The organism is Pseudomonas sp. HD6422, assembly GCF_025377065.1.
GTDB classification, from domain to species: Bacteria; Pseudomonadota; Gammaproteobacteria; order Pseudomonadales; family Pseudomonadaceae; genus Aquipseudomonas; species Aquipseudomonas putida_U.
On the sequence record NZ_JAHWIW010000009.1, the window covers coordinates 83,441 to 108,109 of the forward strand.

Consider the following 24,669-nt stretch of genomic DNA (forward strand, 5'->3'; position numbering starts at 1 on the left):
AGAATCAGGAAAAAGGGGGCGACGCGGGAGCGGGATCAGAACCCGCGTCGCCCGGCCGAGGGCTTACCAGCAGATGCCTTCGGTACGGCCAGTGGTGCAGGTCGGTTTGCTCATGAAGCCGACCAGGTCGATCACCTGCTTGCCGGCTGGCGCCTGTTGGGCCAGGGCGCGGAACTGCTCGTCACGGTTACCCAGGACGATCACCTCGGCGTTGTCGATGACCTTCTGGAAGTCGTCGTTGAGCAGCGAGGAGACGTGGGGGATCTTCGACTCGATGTACTCCCGGTTGGCGCCATGGACGCGGGCGTACTGAACGTTCTCGTCGTAGATATCCAGCTGGTAGCCCTTGCCGATCAAGCGTTCGGCCAGTTCCACCAGTGGGCTCTCGCGCAGGTCGTCGGTGCCCGCTTTGAAGCTCAGGCCGAGCAGGGCGACCTTGCGCTTGTCGTGGCGCTCGATCAGGTCGAAGGCGTTCTGTACCTGGGATTCGTTGCTGCGCATCAGCGAGTCGAGCAGCGGCGCTTTCACATCCAGGCTCGAGGCGCGATAGGTGAGGGCGCGCACGTCCTTGGGCAGGCACGAGCCGCCGAAGGCGAAGCCCGGGCGCATGTAGTACTGGGACAGGTTCAGTGCCTTGTCCTGGCAGACCACGTCCATCACTTCGCGGCCATCGACGCCGACGGCCTTGGCGATGTTGCCGATTTCGTTGGCGAAGGTGACTTTGGTGGCGTGCCAGACGTTGCAGGTGTACTTGATCATCTCGGCCACTTCGATCGGCTTGCGGATGATCGGCGCGTCGAGCTCTTCGTACAGGGCCTGGAGGACATCACCGCTGGCCTTGTCGAATTCGCCGATGACGGTCATTGGCGGGTGGTCATAGTCCTTGATGGCGGTGCTTTCACGCAGGAACTCAGGGTTGACCGCGACACCGAAGTCGATGCCAGCCTTCTTGCCGGAGCAGTCTTCGATGATCGGGATCACCACGTTCTTGACGGTGCCCGGCAGGACGGTGCTGCGCACCACGATGGTGTGGCGGCGCTCGGTATCACGCAGGACATGGCCGATTTCGCGGCACACCGACTCGATGTACTCGAGGCCGAGGTCGCCGTTTTTCTTGCTGGGGGTGCCGACGCAGATCATCGAAACGTCGCTGGCGCGGATGGCTTCGGCGAAGTCGGTGGTACCACGCAGGCGACCGTTGGCGATGCCCTGTTGCAGCAATTCTTCCAGGCCCGGTTCGACGATGGGCGACTTGCCCTGATTGATCAGGTCGATCTTGGTGCTGGACACGTCCACACCGATCACTTCATGGCCCCGTGCCGTCAGGCAACCTGCACAGACCGCACCTACATAACCCAAACCAAAGATGCTGATACGCATCGCAATCACCTCATGTGTTTATCACGTCGACGCTTCCGAGAAACGCCGGACTGGGTTGATAACAACAGTTTTCAGGCGCACGGACCCATGACGAAATCGCACTTCGCCGAGCGCAGGCATGAATAAATCCGGAGCGCGCAAAGTTGTGCACTCTAAATAGGCAGTTAAAAGCCAGTCTTTAAAAGGCGTGCCCTGAAATGCAGCCGTCTTTAATGCAATGCGCTACTTGGCGCGTTGCTGTGCTTGTTTTTTCAAGTGGAAAAATCCTTTGAAATCAACCACTAGGACGAATTTTAGGGGGCGCGACTCTCCTGCAGTGACGGGTATTCCGGGTCGCCGGTAATACCTGTCTGGGTTAACCAAGCAGGTAGTGGATACCTGCTGTTTGTCATCTGTAAGTCATCTCTCACACATCGTGGGGAGGAAAATCGTTACGGCTCTATGAGCGATTGGCCGTAGCAGAAGTTCCTGGCTGGCTCCGCCCCGATGAAAGATTTCTAAATATTTTTTTCAGTGCCAAATAGTTTCAATCTGATAGCACGCTGGGGTTTCGTCCCGGAATATAAAGGGCGATCCTTACACGAGATGTTTATATGCCATCATCGGAAAAATTTTTTCAGAATTCGTCAAAAAACTACGAACGGTCTTATGGCGTTTGGCGATAAGGTCAATATCGTTGGTTTTTTGGCGCCAGAGATATGGCGATATAGGCCCCGGCGAGGAGTGCATCATTGCGGGGCGGGAGGGGAATTTTGGCGGGGGAGGGGTGTAGAGGGGTGTGCGCTTTGGGGCTTTGCTGGTGCGGATATCGAGCGCCGCCCGCGCGGCGCTCGATTTGTGCGGCGCTGCAGACCTCCAGCGCCCGGGCGTCAGCCCCAATCAATCAACCGGATGATCACGCAAGAACACCAGGTGATCTGGCTTCGATTGTTCGGCACTGTAGTAGTACCCCTGCACGTCGAACCCTTTGAGCTGCTCGGGATCGGCGATACGCTCCTGGATCACGAAACGGCTCATCATGCCGCGCGCCTTCTTGGCGTAGAAACTGATGATCTTGTACTGCCCGTTCTTCTGGTCCTTGAAGTCGACATTCAGTACACGCGCCTTCAGGGCGCTGCGCTTGACCGCGCTGAAGTACTCGTTGCTCGCCAGGTTCAGCAGCAGGTCGTCGCCTTGCTCGACCAGAGCCTGATTCAACCACTCGCTGATGCGCGTACCCCAGAATGCATACAGATCCTTGCCGCGGGCGTTGGCCAGCTTGGTGCCCATCTCTAGGCGATAAGGCTGCATCAGGTCGAGCGGGCGCAGCAGGCCGTAAAGGCCCGACAACATGCGCAGGTGCTCCTGGGCATAGGTGAAATCGTCTTCACTCAGGGATTCGGCATCCAGGCCAGTGTACACGTCGCCCTTGAACGCCAGCAGCGCCTGCTTGGCGTTGGCTGGGCTGAAGTCTGGGGTCCAGCTGCCGAAACGCGCGGCATTGAGCCCGGCGAGTTTGTCCGATAGGTGCATCAGCTCGCTGATCTGCGCTGGTGACAATGTGCGTAATTGTTCGATCAGTTGCTGCGAGTCGTCCAGGTACTGGGGCAGGGTGAAGCGGTCGGTCACCGGTGGGGTGTCGTAGTCGAGGGTCTTGGCGGGGGAAATCACCGTCAGCATCGGGTCGGCTCCTAAAGGCGTTGCCGCGATTCTACGGGGTGGGGGAGGTTACGCCAAACTATGTGGCCGATAGGCACAGGCCATGATAACCGCGAGGCGTTATAGTGCGGGTTTGGCCATTTGCGGAGAACGGATGTGCGCATTGCCCTGGCCTTGCTGGCCATTTCCCTGAGCTTGTCCGTCCAAGCCGGCCCCTTGCCGCCGGCCACGCTCGATCGCGCGGTGTGGCCCGAACAGTTGGACAGCCCGGCATTGTTCGACGTTGCCTCCCGGGCCGAAATTCTGGCGTTTGCCCAGGTGCTGCACGAGAGCGAGCAACTGGACGACAAGGCGTTGGCTGCACGACTGGGTTTGCGGCAGATCAACCTGCAGAAAATCAGGGCCATACGGGCGCGGATGTGGCAGCGATTGTGGCAGGGTTACCAGCAGGCCCTGCGCAGTTGCGAGCAAGATGCCTCGTTCTGCTACCCCGTGGCATCCATGGCTGAGTTACGCACTCGTTCGGTTACGTTCGCCAGCGATGTCGGCGAGTTCTACACCGAGTGGATCGAGCCCAGTCATCAGTTCCATGCCCGTTATCTCGATGAGCAACTGCGCAAGGCCGCACTGCTGCCGCAGACCAGCAGTGAGGTAGAACGCCTGTCCAATCGTGAACGCAACGGCGATGAGCTGAACGACCGCATGTTCCTCCTGACCTTCGTCGGTGGCCCCGGCCCTCAAGGCGGCGACACCGATCGGCTGACAGGCTATCTGCGCAAGCAGCGCCTGCAGGGTACTTTCTTCGTCATTGGCAATCGCCTGCAACTGCGACGTGATGGCGGCTCGGCGCAGGTCTTGCCCCACCTTTATGCCGGTCAGTGCGTGGGCATCCAGGGTTGGGAATACCGCTCCCACGCCCAGTGGCAGGATTGGCAGGATTCCCTGCGGCGCAGCCAGGCGCGGGTGCAAGCGGAGCTGCCCAAGCAGTATGTGCCGTTGTTCCGGCCGCCTTACGGGCAGCGTCGTGCCGATGGCGAGGCATTCATGGCCAGCCAGGGGTTGCAAGTGTCGTTGTGGGACATCGATGCCCAGGACGAAACCGGCCTGTCTGCCGAGGCGTCGGCCCAGCGGGTGATGACCTTGATGCTGCTATGGCGCAAAGGGGTGATCCAGTTCCACGACAGCTTGTCCAAAGCGCAGCCTGCAGTGCAATGGTTGTTGCGCAGCACGGCGCAGAGCGGTATCGGCTGGGAAGACTGCCATGATTACGCCCAACGCGCTGCGGTGGCTCCTTGAGAGGCATACCTTTTGACTGTAGTCCTGCTTGGCGTGCCCGCCAAGTGCTGGTCGTCATTCAGCAAAATAAACTTCACCAGGACGTAAAAAGACTTTTTTTAGTCATCGTTTTTGCGGTATGAAGAAACCAGACAGCCGATTCCTGCAGCACAGGTGGCGTCATCCAGGCCCACCTTGCCAGGTTTGCTTCCCGCCCGTAGCAACGCGGATACGGGAAGAACGGTCGTCACTTTGCGGCGTAACAGAACGCGCCGTGTGGCTTCGACATAAGGTGACCGAGTATGGATGACCAAGGACGCAACCCTTCCTCCACCCAGCCAATCCTCTATGTGCTCGATACCAACGTCCTGATACACGACCCCAACGCATTGCTGAACTTCGAGGAGCACCATGTCGCCCTGCCGATGACGGTGCTGGAGGAACTCGACAAGCTCAAGACCGGGAAACACACCATCGCCGCCGAATGTCGCCAGGCCATCCGCCTGATCGACCAGACCCTTGGAGATGCCTCGCCCAGCGATGTCGAGCAGGGCGTGCCGATCCAGCGTGGCAAAAGCGGACCCAAGGGCTACCTGTCGATCCTGATGAGCCCGCGCAGTGAACCGACCCGGCTGTTGCCGGAAACCCTCAACGACAACATCATCATCAACCAGTTGCTCGAACTCAAAGGCAAGCGCGCCGACCTGGACGTCGTGCTGGTCACCAAGGACATCAACATGCGCCTCAAGGCGCGTGCCTGCGGCATTGCCGCCGAGGATTACAGCACCGACCAACTGGTCGACGATGTGTCCTTGCTGTCCAAGGGCTACCACTCAGTCACCGGTTCATTCTGGGATCGGGTCAGCAAAGTCGATACCCGCCAGGAGCGTGGGCGCACCTGGCACCGCGTGCAATTGATCGACAACCTGCCGGCCGTGCACATCAATGAGTTCATCATCGACGAGCAGGGCTTCGTCGGCTGGATCAAGGGTATTCGCAACGATGAGCTGCTGTTGCTCGACCTGCATCAGGAGCCGTTGCTGCACCAGGAAGCCTGGGGGCTGAAGCCGCGCGACATCCATCAGAGTCTGGCGCTGTTTGCCTTGCTCGACCCGGATATCCACCTGGTCAACCTGACCGGCGCCGCAGGCTCGGGCAAGACCATCCTGGCCTTGGCCGCAGCCATCGAGCAGACCATGGTCAGCAAGCGCTACCGACGCATCATCGCGACCCGCAGCGTGCAGGGCCTGGACCAGGAAATCGGCTTCCTGCCCGGCACCGAGGCGGAGAAGATGGAGCCGTGGTTGGGGGCGATCACCGATAACCTCGAAGCCTTGCACATGGACGACGAGAGCACCCATGGCAGTGTCGAGTACATCCTCGAGCGGGTACCGCTGCAGTTCAAGTCCCTCAACTACATCCGTGGGCGCAGCTTCCAGCAGAGTCTGATCCTGATCGACGAGTGCCAGAACCTCACGCCGCACCAGATGAAGACCATCATCACCCGTGCCGGCTCCGGTTCCAAGGTGGTCTGCCTGGGCAACCTGGCGCAGATCGATACCCCCTACCTGTCCGCGACCAGCTCAGGGCTGACCTACCTGACCGAGCGCTTCAAGGACTTCCCCCACGGCGTGCACATCACCCTGCAGGGGGTGCCACGTTCGGTACTGGCCGAGTACGCCGAGTCGCACCTGTAACCTCAAAAGCCGGGCTGCCCTTTCGGGGGCATGCCCGCAGAGGGCAATCCTGCCGACACATACCTCTGCTCAAACCTGACCCACGGGTTTACACTCCTGATTCCCTTCACAGGAGCAGAGCAGTGCTGACACATCTTGATTCCCAGGGGCGCGCCAACATGGTCGACGTCACTGAAAAAGCCGTGACCGAGCGCGAGGCCACCGCCGAGGCGCGGGTGCGCATGCTGCCGCAGACCTTGCGCATGATCGTCGATGGCGAGCACCCCAAGGGCGATGTGTTCGCCGTTGCGCGGATCGCCGGCATACAGGCGGCGAAAAAGACCAGTGACCTGATTCCGCTGTGCCACCCGTTGATGCTGACCAGCGTCAAGGTCGAGCTCAGCGCCGAGGGTCAGGACGCCGTGCGTATCGTCGCCCGCTGCAAGCTGGCCGGGCAGACCGGTGTGGAGATGGAGGCGCTGACAGCCGCCAGCGTTGCCGCACTGACGATCTATGACATGTGCAAGGCCGTGGACAAAGGCATGATCATCGAGCAGGTTCGTCTGCTGGAAAAACTCGGCGGCAAGAGCGGCCACTACAAGGTGGAGGCATGATGAAGGTCAAGGTGCTTTACTTCGCCCGCTACCGCGAGCGGCTGGGCATGGACACCGAGCGCGTGGAGGGGCCGTTCCAGGTGCTCGACGATGTACGCCAGGCCTTGGTGGCCAAGGGTGGGGAGTATGCCGTGCTGGCCGAGCAGAATCTGATGTGCGCACGCAACGAAGAATTGTGCAGGCTGGACGAGCCGCTGGAAGAGGGCGATGAAGTGGCGTTCTTCCCGCCTGTGACGGGAGGTTGAAGATGACCGTTCGAGTGCAGGAGCGGGCTTTCGACCCGGGGGCCGAGGTCAATGCCATGCACGCCGCCAATGTCGGTGTGGGCGCGGTGGTCGGTTTCGTTGGCTATGTGCGGGATTTCAACGATGGCCGCGAAGTGGCGGGGATGTTCCTCGAGCACTATCCGGGCATGACCGAGAAGGCCCTGACCAAGATCGAGGCCGAGGCGCAGCAACGCTGGCCGCTGCTCAAGGTCGAGGTGCTGCACCGGATCGGTGCGCTGGAACCGGGTGAGCCGATCGTCTTCGTTGGCGTGGCCAGTGCTCATCGCCAGGCGGCCTTCGAGGCCTGCGACTTCATCATGGATTACCTGAAGACGCGGGCGCCGTTCTGGAAGAAGGAAAACACCCAGGAAGGGCCGCGCTGGGTCGAAGGCCGACAAAGCGATCAGGAGGCGGCCGGACGCTGGTAGCCTGGCGTGCTTTCAGATTGTGAGCAAGACGGCCGCTCCTGCAATCAATGATGCTTGCGCGGCACCGGCTTGAGCAGCTCGTCCGGCGGCATCTCGCACTTGATCTTGCGCCCCAGCAGTTCTTCGATCGCCGGCAACTGGTACGAGTCGTCCTCGCCGGCGAAGCTGATCGACACGCCGCTGGTGCCGGCTCGACCGGTACGGCCGATGCGGTGCACGTAGTCGTCCGGGTCTTCCGGCAGGGTGAAGTTGATCACGTGGCTGATGCCGTCGATGTGGATACCGCGACCGGCCACGTCGGTGGCCACCAGCACGCTGATGCGACCCTCGCGGAAGCTTTCCAGGGTGCGGATGCGCTTGTGCTGCGGCACGTCGCCGGACAGTTGCGCGGCGTTGATGCCGTCACGCACCAGTTTCTCCTCAATGCGCCGCACTTCGTCCTTGCGATTGGCGAACACCATCACCCGTTCCCACTTGTTCTGGGTCACCAGGTTGTACAGCAGCTTGTACTTGTCGCTGCCGGCCACCGCGTAGACGTGCTGCTCGACCGTTTCGCTGGCGACGTTCTCCGGCTCGATCTCGACGATGGCCGGGTTGGTGGTCCACTGTTTGGCCAGATTCATCACGTCATCGGTGAAGGTTGCCGAGAACAGCAGGGTCTGGCGTTCGCTCTTGGGCGGAGTCTGGCGGATGATCTGGCGTACCTGTGGGATGAAGCCCATGTCGAGCATGCGGTCGGCTTCGTCCAGCACCATCACTTCGACCATGTCCAGGTGCACCTCGCCGCGCTGGTTGAAGTCCAGCAGACGACCGGGTGTGGCCACCAGAATGTCGCAGTGGCGGGCTTCCAGGGCCTTGAGTTGCTTGTCGAAGTCCATGCCGCCGACGAAGCTCATCACGTTCAGGCCACTGTATTTGGTCAGGGCCATGGCGTCCTTGGCAATCTGCACCACCAGTTCGCGGGTCGGAGCGATGATCAGCGCGCGCGGCTCGCCCATGTAGCGTTCCTTGGGCGGTGGCGTCTGCTGCAGCTGGGAAATGATCGAAATCAGGAACGCAGCGGTCTTGCCGGTACCTGTCTGGGCCCGACCGATGGCGTCCTGGCCGCGCAGGGTGTGACCGAGCACCTGGGCCTGGATCGGCGTGCAATAAGGAAAGCCCAGGTCGTGGATGGCGTGCATCAACTCGTTGGAGAGCTTGAAATCGTGGAAGCGGGTCTTGCCTTCCTGCGGCTCGACCACGAAGTCTTCGGGCTTCCACAGGCTGGCCTGGGGCTTGGGCTTGCGTTCGCGACGAGGCTTTTCCTTGGCCGTTTGCGGCGCGCGCGGCGCATCAGGCGCTGGGGCCTGGGCGACAGGTTGGGGGGCAGGCTTGCTGCGTGGTTTGGCCGGTGCCGCCTCGGGTAGAGGGCGAGCGGCGGGCGCGGGCGCGCTGGCTGCAGGATCGACGGCCGGTGATGCGGCGTCTCCCTTGCCGAATATTTTCTTGAGTGCCTTGAGCACGATCGTCTCGTCAACTGGTTATGGAATGTACGCGGGCAGTGTAATGCAAGAACTGGGCGCGGCGTAGTGGATAACGCCTACAACTACAGGCGAGCCCTGCTTATTGCAAATGCTCGCTCAACCAGTTGTGGATATCGGCGAGTTCGGCCACGACCACTTCGTGTTCCATGGGGTATTCCTGCCAACGCGCCGCTACGCCCCACTGGTTGAGGTATTCGAACGCGGTGCGGCCCAGCGAGGGGATCACCACCGGGTCATGGATACCATGTACGCACAGCGCTGGAGTACGTTGCTGACAAGCGCTCAGATCGTGGCTGTCGTGGAAGGTCGGGGCGTAGGTCGACAGTGCGATGACCCCGCCCAGCGCTTCCTGCCATTTCACATAGGCAGTGTGCAGCACCACCGCGCCACCTTGGGAGAATCCAGCCAGAAAGATCCGCGAAAGGCTGATGCCCTTGGCCTGTTCGGCCTTGATCAGGTCGATGACCTGCTGCGCTGATTCATCCAGCTGCGCTTCGTCGATCGCTCGCGCCGGGCTCATGGCCTTGATGTCATACCAGCTTGGCATGGCATAGCCGCCGTTGATGGTCACCGGTCGGGTAGGCGCCTGGGGCATGATGAACCGCGTGGTAGCCAATCGCTCCTGCATGAATTCGGCCACCGGTAGGAAGTCGTAACGGTCGGCGCCCAGGCCGTGCAACCAGATCACACAGGCATCTGCGGTTTTCTGGGGTTCGAGAATCAGCGGGTTGGTCATAACTGCTCCGAAAGTGTGCGGATGCACGCCGAGCGTGCTCGAAATCCAAGCGTCGGTATTAACGCGTCGAAAGAGAATGTCGCAACGATACAACTTTGCCTACTTGACGAGGGGCTTAATCGCTTAAGCCAGCGACTATGGTACGCGCTTTGCTATTAAACCCCCGATGCGCGGGCTCGCCGGTGACGGTAACACCCCTGCACCCGAAGGCTGTCACAGAACAGCCCATTGCGCCAATTGACCCAATAACAAGCCAACAAGGGTCGGATGCGCCTCAAAAGGGCGCGGTGCAATTCCGGCTCAATACAAGAAGAGCAATTTTGGAGGTTGTGAATGAAGATGTTGAAAACCACCCTGGCAGTCCTGACCGCTGCCGCCGCGCTGGGCGCCGTGAGCACCGCCCAGGCTGGCGCCACCCTCGATGCGGTCAAAAAGAAGGGCTTCGTCCAGTGTGGCGTGAGCGACGGCCTCCCGGGCTTCTCGGTACCTGATGCCAAGGGCAAGATCATCGGTATCGACGCCGATGTCTGCCGGGCCGTGGCTGCCGCCGTATTCGGCGACGCCACCAAGGTCAAGTTCAGCCAGCTCAACGCCAAGGAGCGCTTCACCGCGCTGCAGTCCGGCGAAGTCGACGTGTTGTCGCGTAACACCACTTGGACCAGCTCGCGCGATGCCGGCATGGGCCTGGTGTTTACCGGCGTAACCTACTACGACGGCGTCGGATTCCTGGTCAACAAGAAGCTCGGCGTTTCCAGCGCCAAGGAGCTCGATGGCGCGACCATCTGCATTCAGGCCGGTACCACCACCGAGCTGAACGTGTCCGACTACTTCCGCGCCAATGGCCTGAAGTACACCCCGATCACCTTCGACACTTCCGACGAAAGCGCCAAGTCGCTGGAGTCCGGGCGTTGCGACGTGCTGACCTCCGACAAGTCGCAGCTGTTCGCCCAACGCTCCAAGCTGGCGGCGTCGAGCGACTATGTCGTGCTGCCGGAAACCATCTCCAAGGAGCCGCTGGGCCCGGTGGTGCGCAAGGGCGACGAAGACTGGTTCAGCATCGTCAAGTGGACCCTGTTCGCCATGCTCAATGCCGAGGAGGCGGGGATCACCTCGAAGAACGTCGAGGCCGAGGCCAAGTCCACCAAGAACCCGGACGTCGCTCGACTGCTGGGCGCCGATGGTGAATATGGCAAGGACCTCAAGCTGCCCAAGGACTGGGTAGTGCAGATCGTCAAGCAAGTCGGCAACTATGGTGAGGTGTTCGAGAAGAACCTGGGCCAGGGCACCGACCTGAAGATCGACCGCGGCATGAACGCCCTGTGGAACAACGGCGGCATCCAGTACGCACCTCCAGTGCGCTGATGGTTGCCTCCTGCGGCGGCATCCCGCCGCCGCAGGCTGTTCGAATCCCTACTGTCCGGGGCATTTCATGCAAAATCAAATCGGCGCACGAAAGGGCTTGTCCCTGAGCGATCCACGTGTGCGCGCGTGGCTGTTCCAGATCCTCACGATCATCTTCGTGGTGGGCCTGGGCTGGTACCTGTTCCATAACACGCAAACCAACCTGCAACACCGGGGCATCACCTCGGGCTTCGACTTCCTCGACCGCAGTGCCGGCTTTGGCATCGCCCAGCATCTGATTCCCTATGTAGAGTCCGATAGCTATGCGCGGGTGTTCGTCATCGGCCTGCTCAACACGCTGTTGGTCACCTTCATCGGCGTGGTCCTGGCAACGATCCTCGGTTTCAGCATCGGCGTGGCGCGGTTGTCGCCGAACTGGATGATCAGCAAGCTGGCGACGGTTTACGTGGAAACCTTCCGCAACATCCCTCCCTTGCTGCAGATCCTGTTCTGGTACTTTGCCGTGTTCCTGACCCTGCCGGGGCCGCGCAGCAGCATCAATATCGAAGACACCTTCTTCATCAGCAACCGTGGCCTGAACATGCCTGGCGCGTCCATGGCCGATGGCTTCTGGCCTTTCGTGGTCGCCCTGGTGCTGGCGGTGGTGGCAATCATGGCGATGGTGCGGTATGCCAACAAGCGCTTCGACGAAACCGGCGAACCGTTCCACAAGTTCTGGGTAGGGCTTGGGTTGTTCCTGGTCATTCCCGGCGCCTGTGCCTTGCTGTTCGGCAGCCCGGTGCACTGGGAAATGCCTGAACTCAAGGGATTCAACTTCGTGGGCGGTTGGGTGCTGATCCCTGAGCTGCTGGCGTTGACGCTGGCCCTGACCATCTACACCGCAGCGTTCATCGCTGAAATCGTGCGTTCGGGCATCCGCTCGGTCAGCCACGGTCAGACCGAGGCGGCGCGTTCGCTCGGTCTGCGCGAGGGGCCGACGCTGCGTAAGGTGATCATCCCCCAGGCACTGCGGGTGATCATTCCGCCGCTGACCAGCCAATACCTGAACCTGGCGAAGAACTCGTCGCTGGCTGCTGGCATCGGCTATCCGGAGATGGTGTCGCTGTTCGCCGGTACCGTGCTCAACCAGACCGGCCAGGCCATCGAGGTGATCGCCATCACCATGAGTGTCTATCTCGCCATCAGCATCAGCATCTCGCTGCTGATGAACTGGTACAACAAGCGCATTGCGCTGATCGAGCGATGAGGATACGCCCGTGACTGCCCATGTTTTCAAACCTGACATGCCGCCACCGGTGAAAACCGTCGGCGCGCTCGCATGGATGCGTGCCAACCTGTTCTCCAGTTGGCTCAATACCCTGTTGACGCTGTTCGCTGTCTACCTGATCTGGCTGATCGTGCCGCCGTTGCTGCAATGGGCGCTGCTGGATGCCAACTGGGTCGGCACCACCCGCGCCGACTGCACCAAGGACGGCGCCTGCTGGGTGTTCGTGCAGCAGCGCTTCGGCCAGTTCATGTATGGCTACTACCCCACGGAGCTGCGCTGGCGCGTGGACCTCACCGTGTGGCTGGCGGTGCTGGGTGCTGCGCCGCTGTTCATCAACCGTTTCCCGCGCAAGGCGTTATACGGTCTGTGCTTCCTGGTGCTGTACCCGATCCTTGCCTACATCCTGCTGCATGGCGGTTATTTCGGGCTGAGGAACGTCGCCACCAGCCAGTGGGGCGGCCTGATGCTGACCCTGGTGATCGCCACCGTGGGCATCGCCGGCGCCTTGCCGCTGGGCATCCTCTTGGCACTGGGGCGACGTTCGCAGATGCCGGCGGTGAAGGTCGTGTGCGTCACCTTCATCGAGTTCTGGCGCGGCGTGCCGCTGATCACCGTGCTGTTCATGTCGTCGGTGATGTTGCCGTTGTTCCTGCCCGAAGGCATGAGCTTCGACAAGCTGCTGCGGGCAATGATCGGGGTGATCCTGTTCCAGTCGGCCTATGTCGCCGAGGTTGTGCGCGGCGGGCTGCAGGCTATTCCCAAGGGGCAATACGAAGCGGCCGCGGCCATGGGGCTGGGGTACTGGCGCTCGATGGGCCTGGTGATCCTGCCGCAGGCGCTCAAACTGGTGATACCCGGCATCGTCAATACGTTCATCGCACTGTTCAAGGACACCAGCCTGGTGATCATCATCGGCCTGTTCGACCTGCTCAACAGCGTCAAGCAGGCGGCGGCCGACCCCGCGTGGTTAGGCATGGCAACCGAGGGCTACGTGTTCGCGGCCCTGGTGTTCTGGATTTTCTGTTTCGGTATGTCCCGCTACTCCATGCATCTGGAGCGCAAGCTGGACACTGGCCACAAGCGTTAGGAGTTTCGTCATGAGTGAAGCGATCAAGCAGCCTGCCGGCCCCGAAGGCATCATCCAGATGCAGGGCGTGAACAAATGGTACGGCCAGTTCCACGTTCTGAAAGACATCAACCTGAACGTGCGCCAAGGTGAGCGCATCGTGCTCTGTGGTCCGTCGGGGTCGGGCAAGTCGACCACCATCCGTTGCCTCAACCGCCTGGAGGAGCACCAACAGGGCCGCATTGTCGTCGATGGTGTGGAACTGACCAACGACCTCAAGCAGATCGAGGCGATTCGCCGCGAAGTGGGCATGGTGTTCCAGCATTTCAACCTGTTCCCGCACCTGACCATCCTCGAGAACTGCACCCTGGCGCCGATGTGGGTCCGTAAGATGCCACGGCGCAAGGCCGAGGAAATCGCCATGCATTACCTGGAGCGGGTGCGCATCCCTGAGCAGGCGCACAAGTACCCGGGGCAGTTGTCCGGTGGCCAACAGCAGCGTGTGGCGATTGCCCGTGCGCTTTGCATGAAACCTAAGATCATGTTGTTCGACGAGCCGACTTCGGCGCTGGACCCGGAAATGGTCAAGGAGGTATTGGACACCATGGTGGGGCTGGCCGAGGATGGCATGACCATGCTTTGCGTGACCCATGAGATGGGCTTCGCCCGCACCGTGGCGAACCGGGTGATCTTCATGGACAAGGGGGAAATCGTCGAGCAGGCGTCACCGGATGAGTTCTTCGATCGGCCACGTAGCGATCGGACCAAGCTGTTCCTCAGCCAGATCCTGCATTGATGTAACCGGGGCCGCTTTGCGGCCCCAACCAACCCAACTACTTCTCTTCCGGCGTGACCACCGGCGCAGGTGGCGGTCGCAGCCCCACCTCGGCGATCAGTTTCAGTTGCTGGCCGTTGCGCATCACCTCGATGGTGATCTTCTCGTTGGGCTTGATCCGCGCGACCTGGTTCATCGACTTGCGCCCGTCACCGGCCGGCTCGCCGTTGATGCTCAGGATCACGTCGCCCAGATGCAGTCCCGCCTTCTGCGCCGGACCGTCGCGGAAGATCCCGGCAACCACGATGCCCGGGCGTCCCTCCATGCCGAACGATTCGGCCAGTTCCTGGCTCAGTGGCTGCACCTCGATGCCCAGCCAACCACGGATGACCTGGCCATGCTCGATGATCGATTTCATCACTTCCAGGGCGAGCTTCACCGGAATGGCGAAGCCGATGCCTTGTGAGCCACCGGACTTGGAGAAGATCGCCGTGTTGATGCCGATCAGGTTGCCGTTGGCATCGATCAAGGCGCCCCCGGAGTTGCCCGGGTTGATCGCCGCGTCGGTCTGGATGAAGTCTTCGTAGTTGTTCAGGCCCAGTTGGTTACGCCCAGTGGCGCTGATGATGCCCATGGTCACGGTCTGGCCGACCCCGAACGGATTGCCGATGGCCAGCGAGACGTCGCCGATGTGGATGTTGTCGGAGCGGCCGATGGTGATCGCCGGCAGGTTCTTCAGGTCGATCTTCAGCACCGCGAGATCGGTCTCGGGATCGCTGCCGATGACCCTGGCCAGGGTTTCGCGACCATCCTTGAGCGCCACCACGATTTGGTCGGCGCCGCTGGTGACGTGGTTGTTGGTCAGCAGGTAGCCCTCGGGACTCATGATCACCGCCGAGCCCAGGCTCGATTCCCAGCGCCGCTGCTTGGGCAGGTTGTCGCCGAAGAAACGGCGGAACTGAGGGTCTTCGAACAGCGGGTGGGCACTCTTGTTGACCACCTTGGTGGTGTACAGGTTGACCACGGCCGGGGCGGCGAGCGTCACGGCCTCGGCGTAGGACACCGGGCCCTGCATGATCTGCGAGGTCTGCGGCGCCTGCTGCAAGTTGACGTCCTGGCTGGGCAGCCCGACCCATTCCGGGAAGCGCTGGATGATCAGTATGGCGATCAATACACCGGTGAACAGGGGCCATCCAAAGTAACGCAAAGCCTTGAACATGAACGATTCCTGAGAGAGGCGGGGGCCAATGGCTGCGCGACACGTCGCGAACGCGCGCGATCATACACCGGTTTCCCCGATGCCAGCGACGGCCCATAATGGCGGGCATTATACGGGCGTTGAGCCCAAGAAAAGCGCAGATTTCGAGGAGATTTTCCATGGCCGTTGCACTCAATACCCTGGTCGAGGAAGCAGAGCGCTACCTGGGCAGTACCAAAATCCAGGATTACTGTCCCAACGGCCTGCAGGTCGAAGGCCGCCCCCAGGTCAGCCGCATCGTCAGTGGCGTGACCGCCAGTCAGGCCTTGCTGGACGCCGCGGTTGAGGCCGGGGCCGACCTCGTCCTGGTGCACCATGGATACTTCTGGAAGGGCGAGAACCCGTGCATCACAGGGATCAAGCAGCGCCGCCTGAAGACCCTGCTCAAGCACGACATCAGCCTGCTGGCCTTCCACCTGCCTTTGGACGTGCATCCGGACGTCGGCAACAACGTGCAATTGGCGCGCCAGCTGGATATCACCGTCGAAGGCGCGCTGGACCCGAACGATGCCAAGGTGGTCGGGCTGGTCGGCTCGCTCGCCGAGCCTGTGACCCCCCGCGATTTCGCTCGACGGGTACAGGAAGTGACGGGGCGCGAGCCGCTGCTGGTCGAAGGAGACGAGGTGATCCGTCGGGTCGGCTGGTGCACCGGTGGCGGGCAGGGCTTCATCGACACGGCGATCGCTGTCGGGGTCGACCTGTTCATCAGTGGCGAGGCGTCGGAGCAGACCTTCCACAGTGCCCGTGAGAACGGCATCAGCTTTATCGCCGCCGGCCACCATGCCACCGAGCGCTATGGCGTGCAGGCCTTGGGCGACTACCTGGCGCGGCGCTTTGCCTTGGAACATCTGTTCATCGATTGTCCGAATCCAATCTGACGACGCTGGCCCAAACCCCCAGTCATATGGTTAGACTTTTTCGGTCTAGTCCGCCGCCTAAATAGAATTATCCGCTGTGATAAAGTGGCTCGCTCGAACACGGCCCGCAGGCCGTCCATAAGATCGTTTTTCGTGAGTAGCCATGGTCGACAAACTGACGCACTTGAAACAGCTGGAGGCGGAAAGCATCCATATCATCCGCGAGGTGGCCGCCGAGTTCGACAACCCGGTGATGCTCTACTCGATCGGCAAGGATTCCGCCGTGATGCTGCACCTGGCGCGCAAGGCCTTCTTCCCAGGCAAGCTGCCATTCCCGGTGATGCATGTCGACACCCAGTGGAAATTCCAGGAGATGTACCGCTTCCGCGACAAGATGGTCGAGGAAATGGGCCTGGAGCTGATCACCCACGTCAACCCAGAGGGTGTGGCGCAGGGCATCAACCCGTTCACCCATGGCAGCTCCAAGCACACCGACATCATGAAGACCCAGGGCCTCAAGCAGGCGCTGGACAAGCATGGTTTCGATGCCGCCTTCGGTGGTGCCCGCCGCGACGAAGAGAAGTCCCGGGCCAAGGAGCGCGTCTACTCGTTCCGTGACAGCAAGCACCGCTGGGATCCGAAGAACCAGCGTCCCGAGTTGTGGAACGTGTACAACGGCAAGGTCAACAAAGGCGAGTCGATCCGCGTCTTCCCGCTGTCGAACTGGACCGAGCTGGACATCTGGCAGTACATCTACCTCGAAGGCATCCCGATCGTGCCGCTGTACTTCGCCGCCGAACGCGAAGTCATCGAGAAGAACGGCACCCTGATCATGATCGACGACGATCGCATCCTCGAACACCTCTCCGAGGAAGAGAAGGCACGCATCGTCAAGAAGAAGGTCCGTTTCCGTACCCTCGGCTGCTACCCATTGACGGGCGCTGTCGAGTCGGAAGCCGAGACGCTCACCGACATCATTCAGGAAATGCTCCTGACGCGCACTTCCGAGCGCCAGGGCCGAGTCATCGACCACGATGGCGCCGGTTCCATGGAAGACAAGAAACGTCAGGGGTACTTCTAAGCTTTAAGTTACAAGCGGCAAGCTGCAAGAAAGAAGCAGAACGCATAGCTTCTGATTTTTTGTGGACTGCCGCCTGCATTGCGGGTGCACAGGGAGTACCTGCAGTGGATTTTGAGAAGTTGCTGGTTTGGCAGCGGAGTAAAGGTTTAGCCGTTGAGATGTATCAGGCATTTGCCGGCTGCCGGGATTTCGGATTCAGGTCTCAGATCACCCGTGCAGCGGTTTCGATTCCCTCCAACATTGCTGAGGGGATGGAGCGTGGAGGTTCGCGAGAAAAGGCATGGTTTCTGAGCGTAGCGAAGGGATCCTGCGCCGAGTTGCGAACTCAACTGATCATCGCTGGTGAAATCGGTTACTTGCCATCTGAACTGGCCGACGACTGGATTACCGAGACCCGTGAGCTCTCCAGAATGCTCGCAGGGTTGATCAACAAAATTTCTAACTAACTGTACGCCGACAAGCTTGCTGCTTGAAGCTTACAGCTTGGAGCTTGAATGCAATGAGTCACCAATCCGATTTGATCAGCGAAGACATCCTCGCTTATCTGGCTCAGCACGAGCGTAAAGAACTGCTGCGTTTCCTCACCTGCGGCAACGTGGATGATGGCAAGAGCACCCTGATCGGGCGCCTGCTGCACGACTCCAAGATGATCTACGAGGACCACCTCGAGGCCATCACCCGTGATTCGAAGAAGTCCGGCACCACTGGCGAGGAAGTCGACCTGGCGCTGCTGGTCGACGGCCTGCAGGCCGAGCGCGAGCAAGGCATCACTATCGATGTCGCCTACCGCTACTTCTCCACCGCCAAGCGCAAGTTCATCATCGCCGACACCCCGGGCCACGAGCAGTACACCCGCAACATGGCTACCGGCGCTTCGACCTGCGACCTGGCGATCATCCTGGTCGATGCCCGCTATGGCGTGCAGACCCAGACCCGTCGGCACAGCTACATCGCTTCGTTGCTGGGCATCAAGCACATCGTCGTCGCGGTCAACAAGATGGACCTCAAGGGCTTTGATGAGCAGGTCTTCGAGTCGATCAAGGCCGATTACCTGAAGTTCGCCGAGGCCATCAACCTGACTCCGAGCAGCCTGCACTTCGTACCGATGTCGGCGCTCAAGGGCGACAACGTGGTCAACCGCAGCGAGCGTTCGCCTTGGTACACCGGCCCTGCGCTGATGGAAATTCTCGAGACCGTCGAGGTCGCGGCCGACCGCAACTTCACCGATCTGCGTTTCCCGGTGCAGTACGTCAACCGCCCGAACCTGAACTTCCGCGGCTTCGCCGGCACCCTCGCCAGTGGCGTGGTGCACAAGGGCGACGAGATCGTGGTCCTGCCGTCGGGCAAGAGCAGCCGGGTCAAGTCCATCGTCACCTACGAAGGTGAACTGGAAAACGCAGGTCCTGGCCAGGCCGTGACCCTGACCATGGAAGACGAAATCGACATCTCCCGTGGCGACCTGCTGGTGCATGCCGACAACGTGCCGCCGGTGACCGACCAGTTCGACGCCATGTTGGTGTGGATGGCCGAGGAGCCGATGCTCCCGGGCAAGAAATACGACATCAAGCGCGCCACCAGCTATGTACCGGGCTCGATTGCCAGCATCACCCACAAGGTCGATGTGAACACCCTCGAGAAGGACGCTGCCAGCGCGCTGCAACTGAACGAGATCGGTCGCGTCAAGGTATCCCTGGACAGCGCCATCGCCCTGGACGGCTATGACAGCAACCGCACCACCGGTGCGTTCATCGTCATCGACCGCCTGACCAACGGCACCGTCGGCGCCGGCATGATCATCGCCCCGCCAGTACTGCCGCACGGCAGCACCGGCCAGCACGGCAAGCAGGCTCACGTGTCCACCGAAGAGCGTGCCCTGCGCTTCGGCCAGCAGCCGGCCACCGTGCTGTTCAGCGGCCTGTCCGGCGCTGGCAAGAGCACCCTGGCCTATGCCGTGGAGCGCAAGCTGTTCGACATGGGGCGAGCGGTGTACGTGCTCGATGGCCAGAACCTGCGTCACGATCTGAACAAGGGTCTGCCCCAGGATCGCGCCGGTCGCACCGAGAACTGGCGCCGCGCCGCTCACGTGGCGCGTCAGTTCAACGAAGCCGGTATGCTGACCCTGGCCGCCTTCGTGGCCCCTGACGCCGAGGGCCGCGAGCAGGCCAAGGCGCTGATCGGCAAGGACCGTCTGGTCACCGTCTACGTCCAGGCCTCGCCACTGGCCTGCCGCGAGCGTGACCCGCAAGGCCTGTACGCCGCGGGCGGCGACAACATCCCGGGCGAGAGCTTCCCGTACGATGTGCCGCTGGATGCCGATGTTGTGATCGATACCCAGGTCACCAGCGTCGAGGAAGGTGTGAAGCAGGTGCTGGATGCGTTGCGTCAGCGTGGTGCTATCTAAGCGTTGATGTTGTGTGAGAAACCCCGCTTCGGCGGGGTTTTTTTCGTTTTTGGGTTGGGTGGGGTGGGGCTCGTCGGAGGATTTTTGGCGGGTTTGAGATTGAGCGCCACTGCAACTAAGGCAAGCACCAGCGGCCCATCTCGCCATTCCGAAGGACGCCCTCTTGAAACTGTTATCGATGCGGGGAGTTCAGCTTTGTGAAATTTGCAGTGATCGGTAGTGTTCTTGATAGTCTATATCTCTTTTGCAGCCTGGTCGGTATGGGTCCATGTCGCACTTGAGCGTCGTGTTCTTGTCGTTAGGGTCCCACGACCAACTACTGCTGTATCTGGATAGCATTATAAGAGTGTTTAAAATTCTAAGGTTTAGTCGCTTCGTGGCGTACTGCCTCATTGTAGAGCGGGCGCTATTTCGTCTATAGCATTCCGTTGTTCTTGGCTTTCAATGTAACGGACCAGTTCTGCTGGGTTTAAGCAGAACTGCATGTGAGGGTCCATATCGCACTTGAATTGCTCTTCATGGTTGTGTTCGTATAGAAGCCATCTGCCGCCGCAGCCCGAAAGCAGGGTGCACAAGACAATAATGTATTTCATGTTGGCTGCTCTCCTTGTCCTTGGGGGTATGTCAGATCACTCTGTCATAGAATAGGAAGTGAAGAAGGACGGTTTTGTGCGTGAAATTTCAATCCTGATCGTAGGAAAATTCGAGGCGCTGATTAGGTGATCTTTCCGAGTGGCTTCGCCTTTGTCTGATCTGGAATTATGACTGCCTGAGCCTCGCTAGACGATTGCTTTCAGGTTTCACTGATTCTTGATTAAGGTATATAAAGATGGCTAAATACAGAAAAGTTCATGTCGAGCGGTTCCGCGGTTCTGGGGGCGTTGTGCTTCCCCCGAACCAGGCGATGAGTGCAGGGGATTTCATAAGATCTCCAAACGGACGCTATATTTTGCGTCTTCGTCCTGATGGAAACTTAGTGCTAGAGGATCGTGGTGTTGTGATCTGGGTGGCTAATGAGAAGCAGCCGCATAGCTATACGTTTAAACTAAGAAAGCGGGAGACGCTTCACTTTATAGTAAAAAATTCAGGGTTCCTCTATGACCCTTCTCGAAGCCGGATATGGTCGGCCCAAGCCACTGAAACCCGGGATACATCCTATTGGCGCCATAACCATCTAGCCGTCACAGACATAGGGAATATAGAAATTTATGATGGTAGGAACGGGGATATCAGGTGGGCGCGGACAGGATTTGTACCAGGCCGACTTCGTCGCCGGGAGAAGATATTTCCACATGTTGATCTGCCTATACTTGATCCACAATTTGAGTTGAAGCATAATTATCCGTAAGTTTTAGGATTTAGATTAGGCCGCAATGGCTCCAAGTCGAGCCAGTGAATATTGTAGTTGGCATGACTTGGAGACATTGTGGTTGTAGTCGTTGCAGGGTTGGATCAGGTTTGGGGTGTCTGCAGTGAACGATAATATTCTTTGTAGTCTATGTCTCTTTTGCAGCCTGGTCGGTATGGGTCCATGTCGCATTTAAATGTTGTGTTTTTGTTGTTTGGATCCCATGACCAACTGTTGCTGCATCCGGAGATAAATATTAAAATTATTAGGCCTAGTGGTTTCATGGCGTGCTCACATATCTAAAGGTCGCGCCATTTTGGTTGCGGGCTATTTCGCTGGATACTTTGGTTTTCTACCGCTTTAGCAGGAAATGTTTCTTGTTGGTGTACGAAAAATTACACGTTAGAATTTTGTGTCTATCGGCTTGTGCATGGTTGCAGAGTTTTAATGGTTGAGTATCGCGTGATGCCGTGGAGGCCGGACTAAAATTTTGGGTTGAAGGTGTGTAAAAAGGTATGATAGTTGCCTCATATGTGCATTTTTGTCACTGGGATCACCCGCTTTTCCTTCGCCGCCTTATAAGAAAAGCTCGAATAGATCTCCTTCACTCCTGGCAATCGCTGCAGCACTTCGCGCGTAAATTCCCCAAATGATTCCAAATCCCGCGCCAATATCTCCAGCAAAAAATCATATCGCCCAGAAATGTTATGGCAGGCGACGATCTCTGGTATCTCCATCAACCGCCGCTCGAACGCCAGCGCCATCTCCTTGGTATGCGAATCCATCATGATGCTGACGAACGCCGTCACGCCAAATCCCAACGACTTGGGTGACAGAATGGCCTGATACCCTGTTATGTAGCCATTGTCCTCGAGCAACTTGACCCGCCGCCAGCACGGCGAGGTGGTCAGCGCCACCTGATCGGCAAGTTCGGAAATGGTCAGCCGGGCGTTGTCCTGCAAGGCGGCGAGCAGGGCGCGATCGGTACGGTCGAGCGTGTTTGGCATTTGGTGCCCTCCTGAAGGGTTTTTTATTGTTTTCATTCCAAAACCAACCTGATTGCGTGGGCAATTTTGAAAAGATTCGGGCTGCCTGGTGGCATAAGCTTAGAACAAACCACCAGAGGTTGTTGCCATGCGCGCCTCCCATAACAACAGCGGTTTTTCCACGCGAGCCATCCATCACGGCTACGACCCGCTCTCCCATGGCGGCGCCTTGGTGCCGCCGGTCTACCAGACCGCCACCTACGCTTTTCCGACCGTCGAGTACGGCGCCGCGTGCTTTGCCGGGGAGGAGGGTGGGCATTTCTACAGCCGCATCTCCAACCCGACCCTGGCCCTGCTGGAGCAGCGCATGGCCTCGCTGGAGGGCGGCGAAGCGGGGCTGGCGCTCGCTTCGGGCATGGGAGCCATTACCTCGACCTTGTGGACCCTGCTGCGGCCAGGAGACGAGCTGATCGTCGGGCGTACCGTCTACGGTTGTACGTTCGCCTACATGCACCATGGCCTTGGCGAATTCGGAATCAAAGTCCGCCATGTCGATCTCAACGATCCCAAGGCTTTGAAAGCAGCGATCAGCCACAAGACGCGGATGATCTACTTCGAGACCCCGGCCAACCCAAACATGCAGTTGGTCGATATCGCGGCAGTGGCCGAGGCCGCGCGTGGCCATGACCTGCAGGTGGTGGTCGACAACACCTACTGCACGCCTTACCTGCAGCGGCCCCTGGAGCTAGGGGCGGACCTCGTGGTGCATTCGGCCACCAAGTATCTCAGCGGCCATGGCGATATCACCGCCGGCCTGGTGGTCGGACGCAAGGCGTTGATCGACAGGATTCGACAGGAGGGCCTCAAGGACATGACCGGGGCGGTATTGTCGCCCCACGATGCGGCGTTGCTGATGCGTGGCATCAAGACCCTGGCATTGCGCATGGACCGCCACTGCGGCAATGCGCAGCAGGTAGCCGAGTTTCTTGCCCGCCAGCCGCAGGTTGAACTGATTTACTATCCCGGACTGCCCTCGTTCACCCAGTTCGACCTGGCCCAGCGGCAGATGCGCCAGCCGGGCGGGATGATCGCGTTCGAGCTCAAGGGTGGGATCGAGGCTGGGCGGCGTTTCATGAACGCCCTGCAATTGTTCGCCAGGGCGGTGAGCCTGGGAGATGCCGAGTCGCTGGCGCAACATCCGGCAAGCATGACTCATTCGAGCTATACGCCCAAGGAGCGGGCGCACCACGGGATCTCCGAGGGGTTGGTGCGGTTGTCGGTGGGGTTGGAGGATGTGGAGGATTTGCTGGGGGATATCGAGCAGGCGTTGGAGGCGTGTAGCTAGGTTTGCGGTGCGGGCCCCTTCGCGGGCAAGCCCGCTCCCACAGGTAACCACGGGATTCGACGGTGCGCCTGTGGGAGCGGGCTTGCCCGCGAAGGGGCCAGTGATATCGCCCACAAAAAAGGCCTCTCACGAGGCCTTCTTGCATTCTATTTCAGCGAATCAACGCTTCAGCCCGTAGCTCTCATCGAGCATGCCCGGCGAGTTCGGCGTTTTCGGCGCATAGTCGCGTGGCACTTCGGCGGTGTCCTTCGGTGGCGTCAGGCGGTCGCGCTGGCCCTGCGCAGCTTCGGAGTGCAGGGCGGCCAGCAGGCGTTGACGGGTCAGGTCGTCGAGGGCCAGGGTGTTGGCGCCGTCGGCCAGGTGATCCTGGACGTCCTGGTAGCTCTGGGTCAGTTTTTTCACCAGCACGGCAGTGCTGTTGAAGTGGGTCACCACTTCGTGCTGGTAGTTGTCGAAGCGCTTCTGAATATCGTCCAGCTGACGCTGGGTACTGCTTGGCGCAGCATTGGGCAGCAGGCGGGCCGCGATGAAACCGACCGCCACGCCAATGACCAGGGCCAGGGTTGGCAACAACCAAACAAGGAGCGAGAGTTCCACGAGTCCTTCCTCTATAAACGGCTTTGCTTTACGTTAACGGCTCAGACCTGCGCTGTATACCGCGAGCGATCGCAAATCAGAACAGAATTCTTCAGCTAGACGAATAGACCCAACCCGAGGTCACGGAGTAGTACCTTGCTCGTGCGCGAAACCCCCTTGTTCATCGACGGCCCTTGCGGCCAGTTGGAAGCCTTGTACCTGGACGTGGCCGATGCCCGCGGCGCGGTCCTGATCTGCCATCCCAACCCGGTCCAGGGCGGCACCATGCTCAACAAGGTGGTTTCGACCCTGCAACGCACCGCCCGTGATGCCGGCTACGTGACCTTGCGCTTCAACTACCGGGGCGTTGGCCAGAGCGCGGGCAGCCATGACATGGGCGCTGGCGAGGTGGCCGATGCCGAAGCCGCCGCTGCCTGGCTGCGCGAGCGCCACCCGCAACTACCATTGGTGCTGATGGGCTTCTCGTTCGGCGGCTTCGTCGCCACCAGCCTGGCCGGTCGCCTGGAAAGCCAGGGCGAGACCTTGCAGCATCTGTTCATGATCGCTCCGGCAGTGATGCGACTGACGCCCGAGTTCCCACTGCCGCAACGGTGCCCGATCAGCCTGGTTCAGCCTGATGCGGATGAAGTGGTTGACCCCCAGCTGGTCTACGCCTGGTCCGACGCACTCGGTCGCCCCCATGAGCTGCTGAAAGTGGCAGAATGCGGACACTTCTTCCATGGCAAGCTGACCGATCTGAAGGATCTGCTGCTGCCGCGCCTTTCGAACTGAGCCAAGCCTGAATAAGCGA

Annotated in this window: 23 protein-coding genes; 15 read left to right on the forward strand and 8 right to left on the reverse strand. The window is 60.1% G+C overall.

Going from position 1 to position 24,669, the window contains the following annotated elements; all coding sequences use genetic code 11:
• Window positions 1-63 precede the first annotated feature (63 nt).
• Complete coding sequence (locus KY379_RS08510; protein ID WP_196171527.1) at window positions 64-1,380, reverse strand: nucleotide sugar dehydrogenase; 1,317 nt, start codon at window positions 1,378-1,380, stop codon at window positions 64-66.
• Window positions 1,381-2,259: 879 nt separating this feature from the next.
• The gene (gene yaaA / locus KY379_RS08515) at window positions 2,260-3,039 is read right to left on the reverse strand and encodes a peroxide stress protein YaaA (protein ID WP_133329771.1); all 780 of its coding nucleotides are present in this window, start codon (window positions 3,037-3,039) and stop codon (window positions 2,260-2,262) included.
• 135 nt (window positions 3,040-3,174) lie between these two features.
• Here yaaA and KY379_RS08520 point away from each other — a divergent pair, with 135 nt between their 5' ends.
• The 5 genes from KY379_RS08520 to moaE all read left to right on the forward strand — a co-directional run bounded on the left by KY379_RS08520 (window position 3,175) and on the right by moaE (window position 7,277).
• Window positions 3,175-4,314, forward strand: a complete 1,140-nt coding sequence (locus KY379_RS08520) for a polysaccharide deacetylase family protein (protein ID WP_261239622.1) — start codon at window positions 3,175-3,177, stop codon at window positions 4,312-4,314.
• A gap of 281 nt (window positions 4,315-4,595) precedes the next feature.
• Window positions 4,596-5,990, forward strand: a complete 1,395-nt coding sequence (locus KY379_RS08525; RefSeq protein WP_196171529.1) for a PhoH family protein — start codon at window positions 4,596-4,598, stop codon at window positions 5,988-5,990.
• 122 nt (window positions 5,991-6,112) lie between these two features.
• Window positions 6,113-6,583, forward strand: a complete 471-nt coding sequence (gene moaC, locus KY379_RS08530) for a cyclic pyranopterin monophosphate synthase MoaC (protein WP_133329777.1) — start codon at window positions 6,113-6,115, stop codon at window positions 6,581-6,583.
• Entirely contained in the window at window positions 6,583-6,828 is a 246-nt protein-coding gene (gene moaD / locus KY379_RS08535; protein WP_261239681.1) for a molybdopterin converting factor subunit 1, read from the forward strand. The genes moaC and moaD overlap by 1 nt, the downstream gene beginning before the upstream one ends.
• A 2-nt stretch (window positions 6,829-6,830) precedes the next feature.
• Window positions 6,831-7,277: a molybdopterin synthase catalytic subunit MoaE gene (moaE, locus tag KY379_RS08540; protein ID WP_133329779.1), complete on the forward strand. Its 447-nt coding sequence runs from the start codon at window positions 6,831-6,833 to the stop codon at window positions 7,275-7,277.
• A 44-nt stretch (window positions 7,278-7,321) separates the two neighbouring features.
• On the opposite strand, the gene rhlB is transcribed toward moaE, so the two are convergent.
• Both rhlB and KY379_RS08550 read right to left on the reverse strand, forming a co-directional pair.
• A complete protein-coding gene (rhlB, locus tag KY379_RS08545) occupies window positions 7,322-8,779 on the reverse strand; it encodes an ATP-dependent RNA helicase RhlB (RefSeq protein WP_133329781.1) in 1,458 nt (485 codons plus the stop codon).
• Window positions 8,780-8,879: 100 nt separating this feature from the next.
• Window positions 8,880-9,536 carry an alpha/beta hydrolase gene (locus KY379_RS08550; protein WP_133329783.1) on the reverse strand — a complete coding sequence of 219 codons (657 nt, stop codon included), beginning with the start codon at window positions 9,534-9,536 and terminating at the stop codon, window positions 8,880-8,882.
• Window positions 9,537-9,869: 333 nt separating this feature from the next.
• On the opposite strand from KY379_RS08550, the gene KY379_RS08555 reads away from it, so the two are divergent.
• The 4 genes from KY379_RS08555 (at window position 9,870) to KY379_RS08570 (ending at window position 14,027) form a co-directional block, all read left to right on the forward strand.
• Entirely contained in the window at window positions 9,870-10,898 is a 1,029-nt protein-coding gene (locus tag KY379_RS08555) for an amino acid ABC transporter substrate-binding protein (protein ID WP_133329785.1), read from the forward strand.
• 67 nt (window positions 10,899-10,965) lie between these two features.
• A complete protein-coding gene (locus tag KY379_RS08560; protein WP_261239621.1) occupies window positions 10,966-12,144 on the forward strand; it encodes an amino acid ABC transporter permease in 1,179 nt (392 codons plus the stop codon).
• A gap of 10 nt (window positions 12,145-12,154) precedes the next feature.
• Window positions 12,155-13,252: an amino acid ABC transporter permease gene (locus KY379_RS08565; protein WP_261239620.1), complete on the forward strand. Its 1,098-nt coding sequence runs from the start codon at window positions 12,155-12,157 to the stop codon at window positions 13,250-13,252.
• 10 nt (window positions 13,253-13,262) lie between these two features.
• Window positions 13,263-14,027, forward strand: coding sequence for an amino acid ABC transporter ATP-binding protein (locus KY379_RS08570; protein ID WP_133329791.1), 765 nt, complete (start codon window positions 13,263-13,265; stop codon window positions 14,025-14,027).
• Window positions 14,028-14,064: 37 nt separating this feature from the next.
• Here KY379_RS08570 and algW read toward each other — a convergent pair whose 3' ends face one another.
• A complete protein-coding gene (algW, locus tag KY379_RS08575) occupies window positions 14,065-15,225 on the reverse strand; it encodes a Do family serine endopeptidase AlgW (protein ID WP_196171530.1) in 1,161 nt (386 codons plus the stop codon).
• 158 nt (window positions 15,226-15,383) lie between these two features.
• On the opposite strand from algW, the gene KY379_RS08580 reads away from it, so the two are divergent.
• From KY379_RS08580 to cysN, 4 genes are all read left to right on the forward strand, one after another.
• Complete coding sequence (locus KY379_RS08580; protein WP_196171531.1) at window positions 15,384-16,142, forward strand: Nif3-like dinuclear metal center hexameric protein; 759 nt, start codon at window positions 15,384-15,386, stop codon at window positions 16,140-16,142.
• 142 nt (window positions 16,143-16,284) lie between these two features.
• The gene (gene cysD / locus KY379_RS08585; protein WP_054884652.1) at window positions 16,285-17,202 is read left to right on the forward strand and encodes a sulfate adenylyltransferase subunit CysD; all 918 of its coding nucleotides are present in this window, start codon (window positions 16,285-16,287) and stop codon (window positions 17,200-17,202) included.
• Window positions 17,203-17,306: 104 nt separating this feature from the next.
• Window positions 17,307-17,648, forward strand: a complete 342-nt coding sequence (locus tag KY379_RS08590) for a four helix bundle protein (protein WP_261239618.1) — start codon at window positions 17,307-17,309, stop codon at window positions 17,646-17,648.
• A gap of 53 nt (window positions 17,649-17,701) precedes the next feature.
• The gene (gene cysN / locus KY379_RS08595) at window positions 17,702-19,603 is read left to right on the forward strand and encodes a sulfate adenylyltransferase subunit CysN (RefSeq protein WP_133329796.1); all 1,902 of its coding nucleotides are present in this window, start codon (window positions 17,702-17,704) and stop codon (window positions 19,601-19,603) included.
• A gap of 389 nt (window positions 19,604-19,992) precedes the next feature.
• Here cysN and KY379_RS08600 read toward each other — a convergent pair whose 3' ends face one another.
• Both KY379_RS08600 and KY379_RS08605 read right to left on the reverse strand, forming a co-directional pair.
• A complete protein-coding gene (locus KY379_RS08600; protein WP_261239617.1) occupies window positions 19,993-20,196 on the reverse strand; it encodes a hypothetical protein in 204 nt (67 codons plus the stop codon).
• A gap of 1,282 nt (window positions 20,197-21,478) precedes the next feature.
• A complete protein-coding gene (locus tag KY379_RS08605) occupies window positions 21,479-21,958 on the reverse strand; it encodes an Lrp/AsnC family transcriptional regulator (RefSeq protein ID WP_261239616.1) in 480 nt (159 codons plus the stop codon).
• A 127-nt stretch (window positions 21,959-22,085) separates the two neighbouring features.
• On the opposite strand from KY379_RS08605, the gene KY379_RS08610 reads away from it, so the two are divergent.
• Window positions 22,086-23,282, forward strand: a complete 1,197-nt coding sequence (locus KY379_RS08610; RefSeq protein WP_261239615.1) for a methionine gamma-lyase — start codon at window positions 22,086-22,088, stop codon at window positions 23,280-23,282.
• Between the two features lie 159 nt (window positions 23,283-23,441).
• On the opposite strand, the gene KY379_RS08615 is transcribed toward KY379_RS08610, so the two are convergent.
• Window positions 23,442-23,879, reverse strand: a complete 438-nt coding sequence (locus KY379_RS08615) for a YhcB family protein (RefSeq protein ID WP_133329801.1) — start codon at window positions 23,877-23,879, stop codon at window positions 23,442-23,444.
• Between the two features lie 135 nt (window positions 23,880-24,014).
• Here KY379_RS08615 and KY379_RS08620 point away from each other — a divergent pair, with 135 nt between their 5' ends.
• Complete coding sequence (locus tag KY379_RS08620; RefSeq protein ID WP_133329803.1) at window positions 24,015-24,650, forward strand: alpha/beta hydrolase; 636 nt, start codon at window positions 24,015-24,017, stop codon at window positions 24,648-24,650.
• Window positions 24,651-24,669 lie beyond the last annotated feature (19 nt).

What these genes read in the sequence shown, in the direction of transcription:
- KY379_RS08555 (WP_133329785.1), top strand. Translation starts at nt 9,870, where the DNA reads ATGAAGATGTTGAAAACCACCCTGGCAGTCCTGACCGCTGCCGCCGCG.
- cysN (WP_133329796.1), top strand. Translation starts at nt 17,702, where the DNA reads ATGAGTCACCAATCCGATTTGATCAGCGAAGACATCCTCGCTTATCTG.
- KY379_RS08570 (WP_133329791.1), top strand. Translation starts at nt 13,263, where the DNA reads ATGAGTGAAGCGATCAAGCAGCCTGCCGGCCCCGAAGGCATCATCCAG.
- algW (WP_196171530.1), bottom strand. Translation starts at nt 15,225, where the DNA reads ATGTTCAAGGCTTTGCGTTACTTTGGATGGCCCCTGTTCACCGGTGTA.
- KY379_RS08525 (WP_196171529.1), top strand. Translation starts at nt 4,596, where the DNA reads ATGGATGACCAAGGACGCAACCCTTCCTCCACCCAGCCAATCCTCTAT.
- moaE (WP_133329779.1), top strand. Translation starts at nt 6,831, where the DNA reads ATGACCGTTCGAGTGCAGGAGCGGGCTTTCGACCCGGGGGCCGAGGTC.
- KY379_RS08600 (WP_261239617.1), bottom strand. Translation starts at nt 20,196, where the DNA reads ATGAAATACATTATTGTCTTGTGCACCCTGCTTTCGGGCTGCGGCGGC.
- yaaA (WP_133329771.1), bottom strand. Translation starts at nt 3,039, where the DNA reads ATGCTGACGGTGATTTCCCCCGCCAAGACCCTCGACTACGACACCCCA.
- KY379_RS08580 (WP_196171531.1), top strand. Translation starts at nt 15,384, where the DNA reads ATGGCCGTTGCACTCAATACCCTGGTCGAGGAAGCAGAGCGCTACCTG.
- KY379_RS08550 (WP_133329783.1), bottom strand. Translation starts at nt 9,536, where the DNA reads ATGACCAACCCGCTGATTCTCGAACCCCAGAAAACCGCAGATGCCTGT.
- KY379_RS08560 (WP_261239621.1), top strand. Translation starts at nt 10,966, where the DNA reads ATGCAAAATCAAATCGGCGCACGAAAGGGCTTGTCCCTGAGCGATCCA.
- KY379_RS08610 (WP_261239615.1), top strand. Translation starts at nt 22,086, where the DNA reads ATGCGCGCCTCCCATAACAACAGCGGTTTTTCCACGCGAGCCATCCAT.
- KY379_RS08605 (WP_261239616.1), bottom strand. Translation starts at nt 21,958, where the DNA reads ATGCCAAACACGCTCGACCGTACCGATCGCGCCCTGCTCGCCGCCTTG.
- KY379_RS08510 (WP_196171527.1), bottom strand. Translation starts at nt 1,380, where the DNA reads ATGCGTATCAGCATCTTTGGTTTGGGTTATGTAGGTGCGGTCTGTGCA.
- moaD (WP_261239681.1), top strand. Translation starts at nt 6,583, where the DNA reads ATGAAGGTCAAGGTGCTTTACTTCGCCCGCTACCGCGAGCGGCTGGGC.
- cysD (WP_054884652.1), top strand. Translation starts at nt 16,285, where the DNA reads ATGGTCGACAAACTGACGCACTTGAAACAGCTGGAGGCGGAAAGCATC.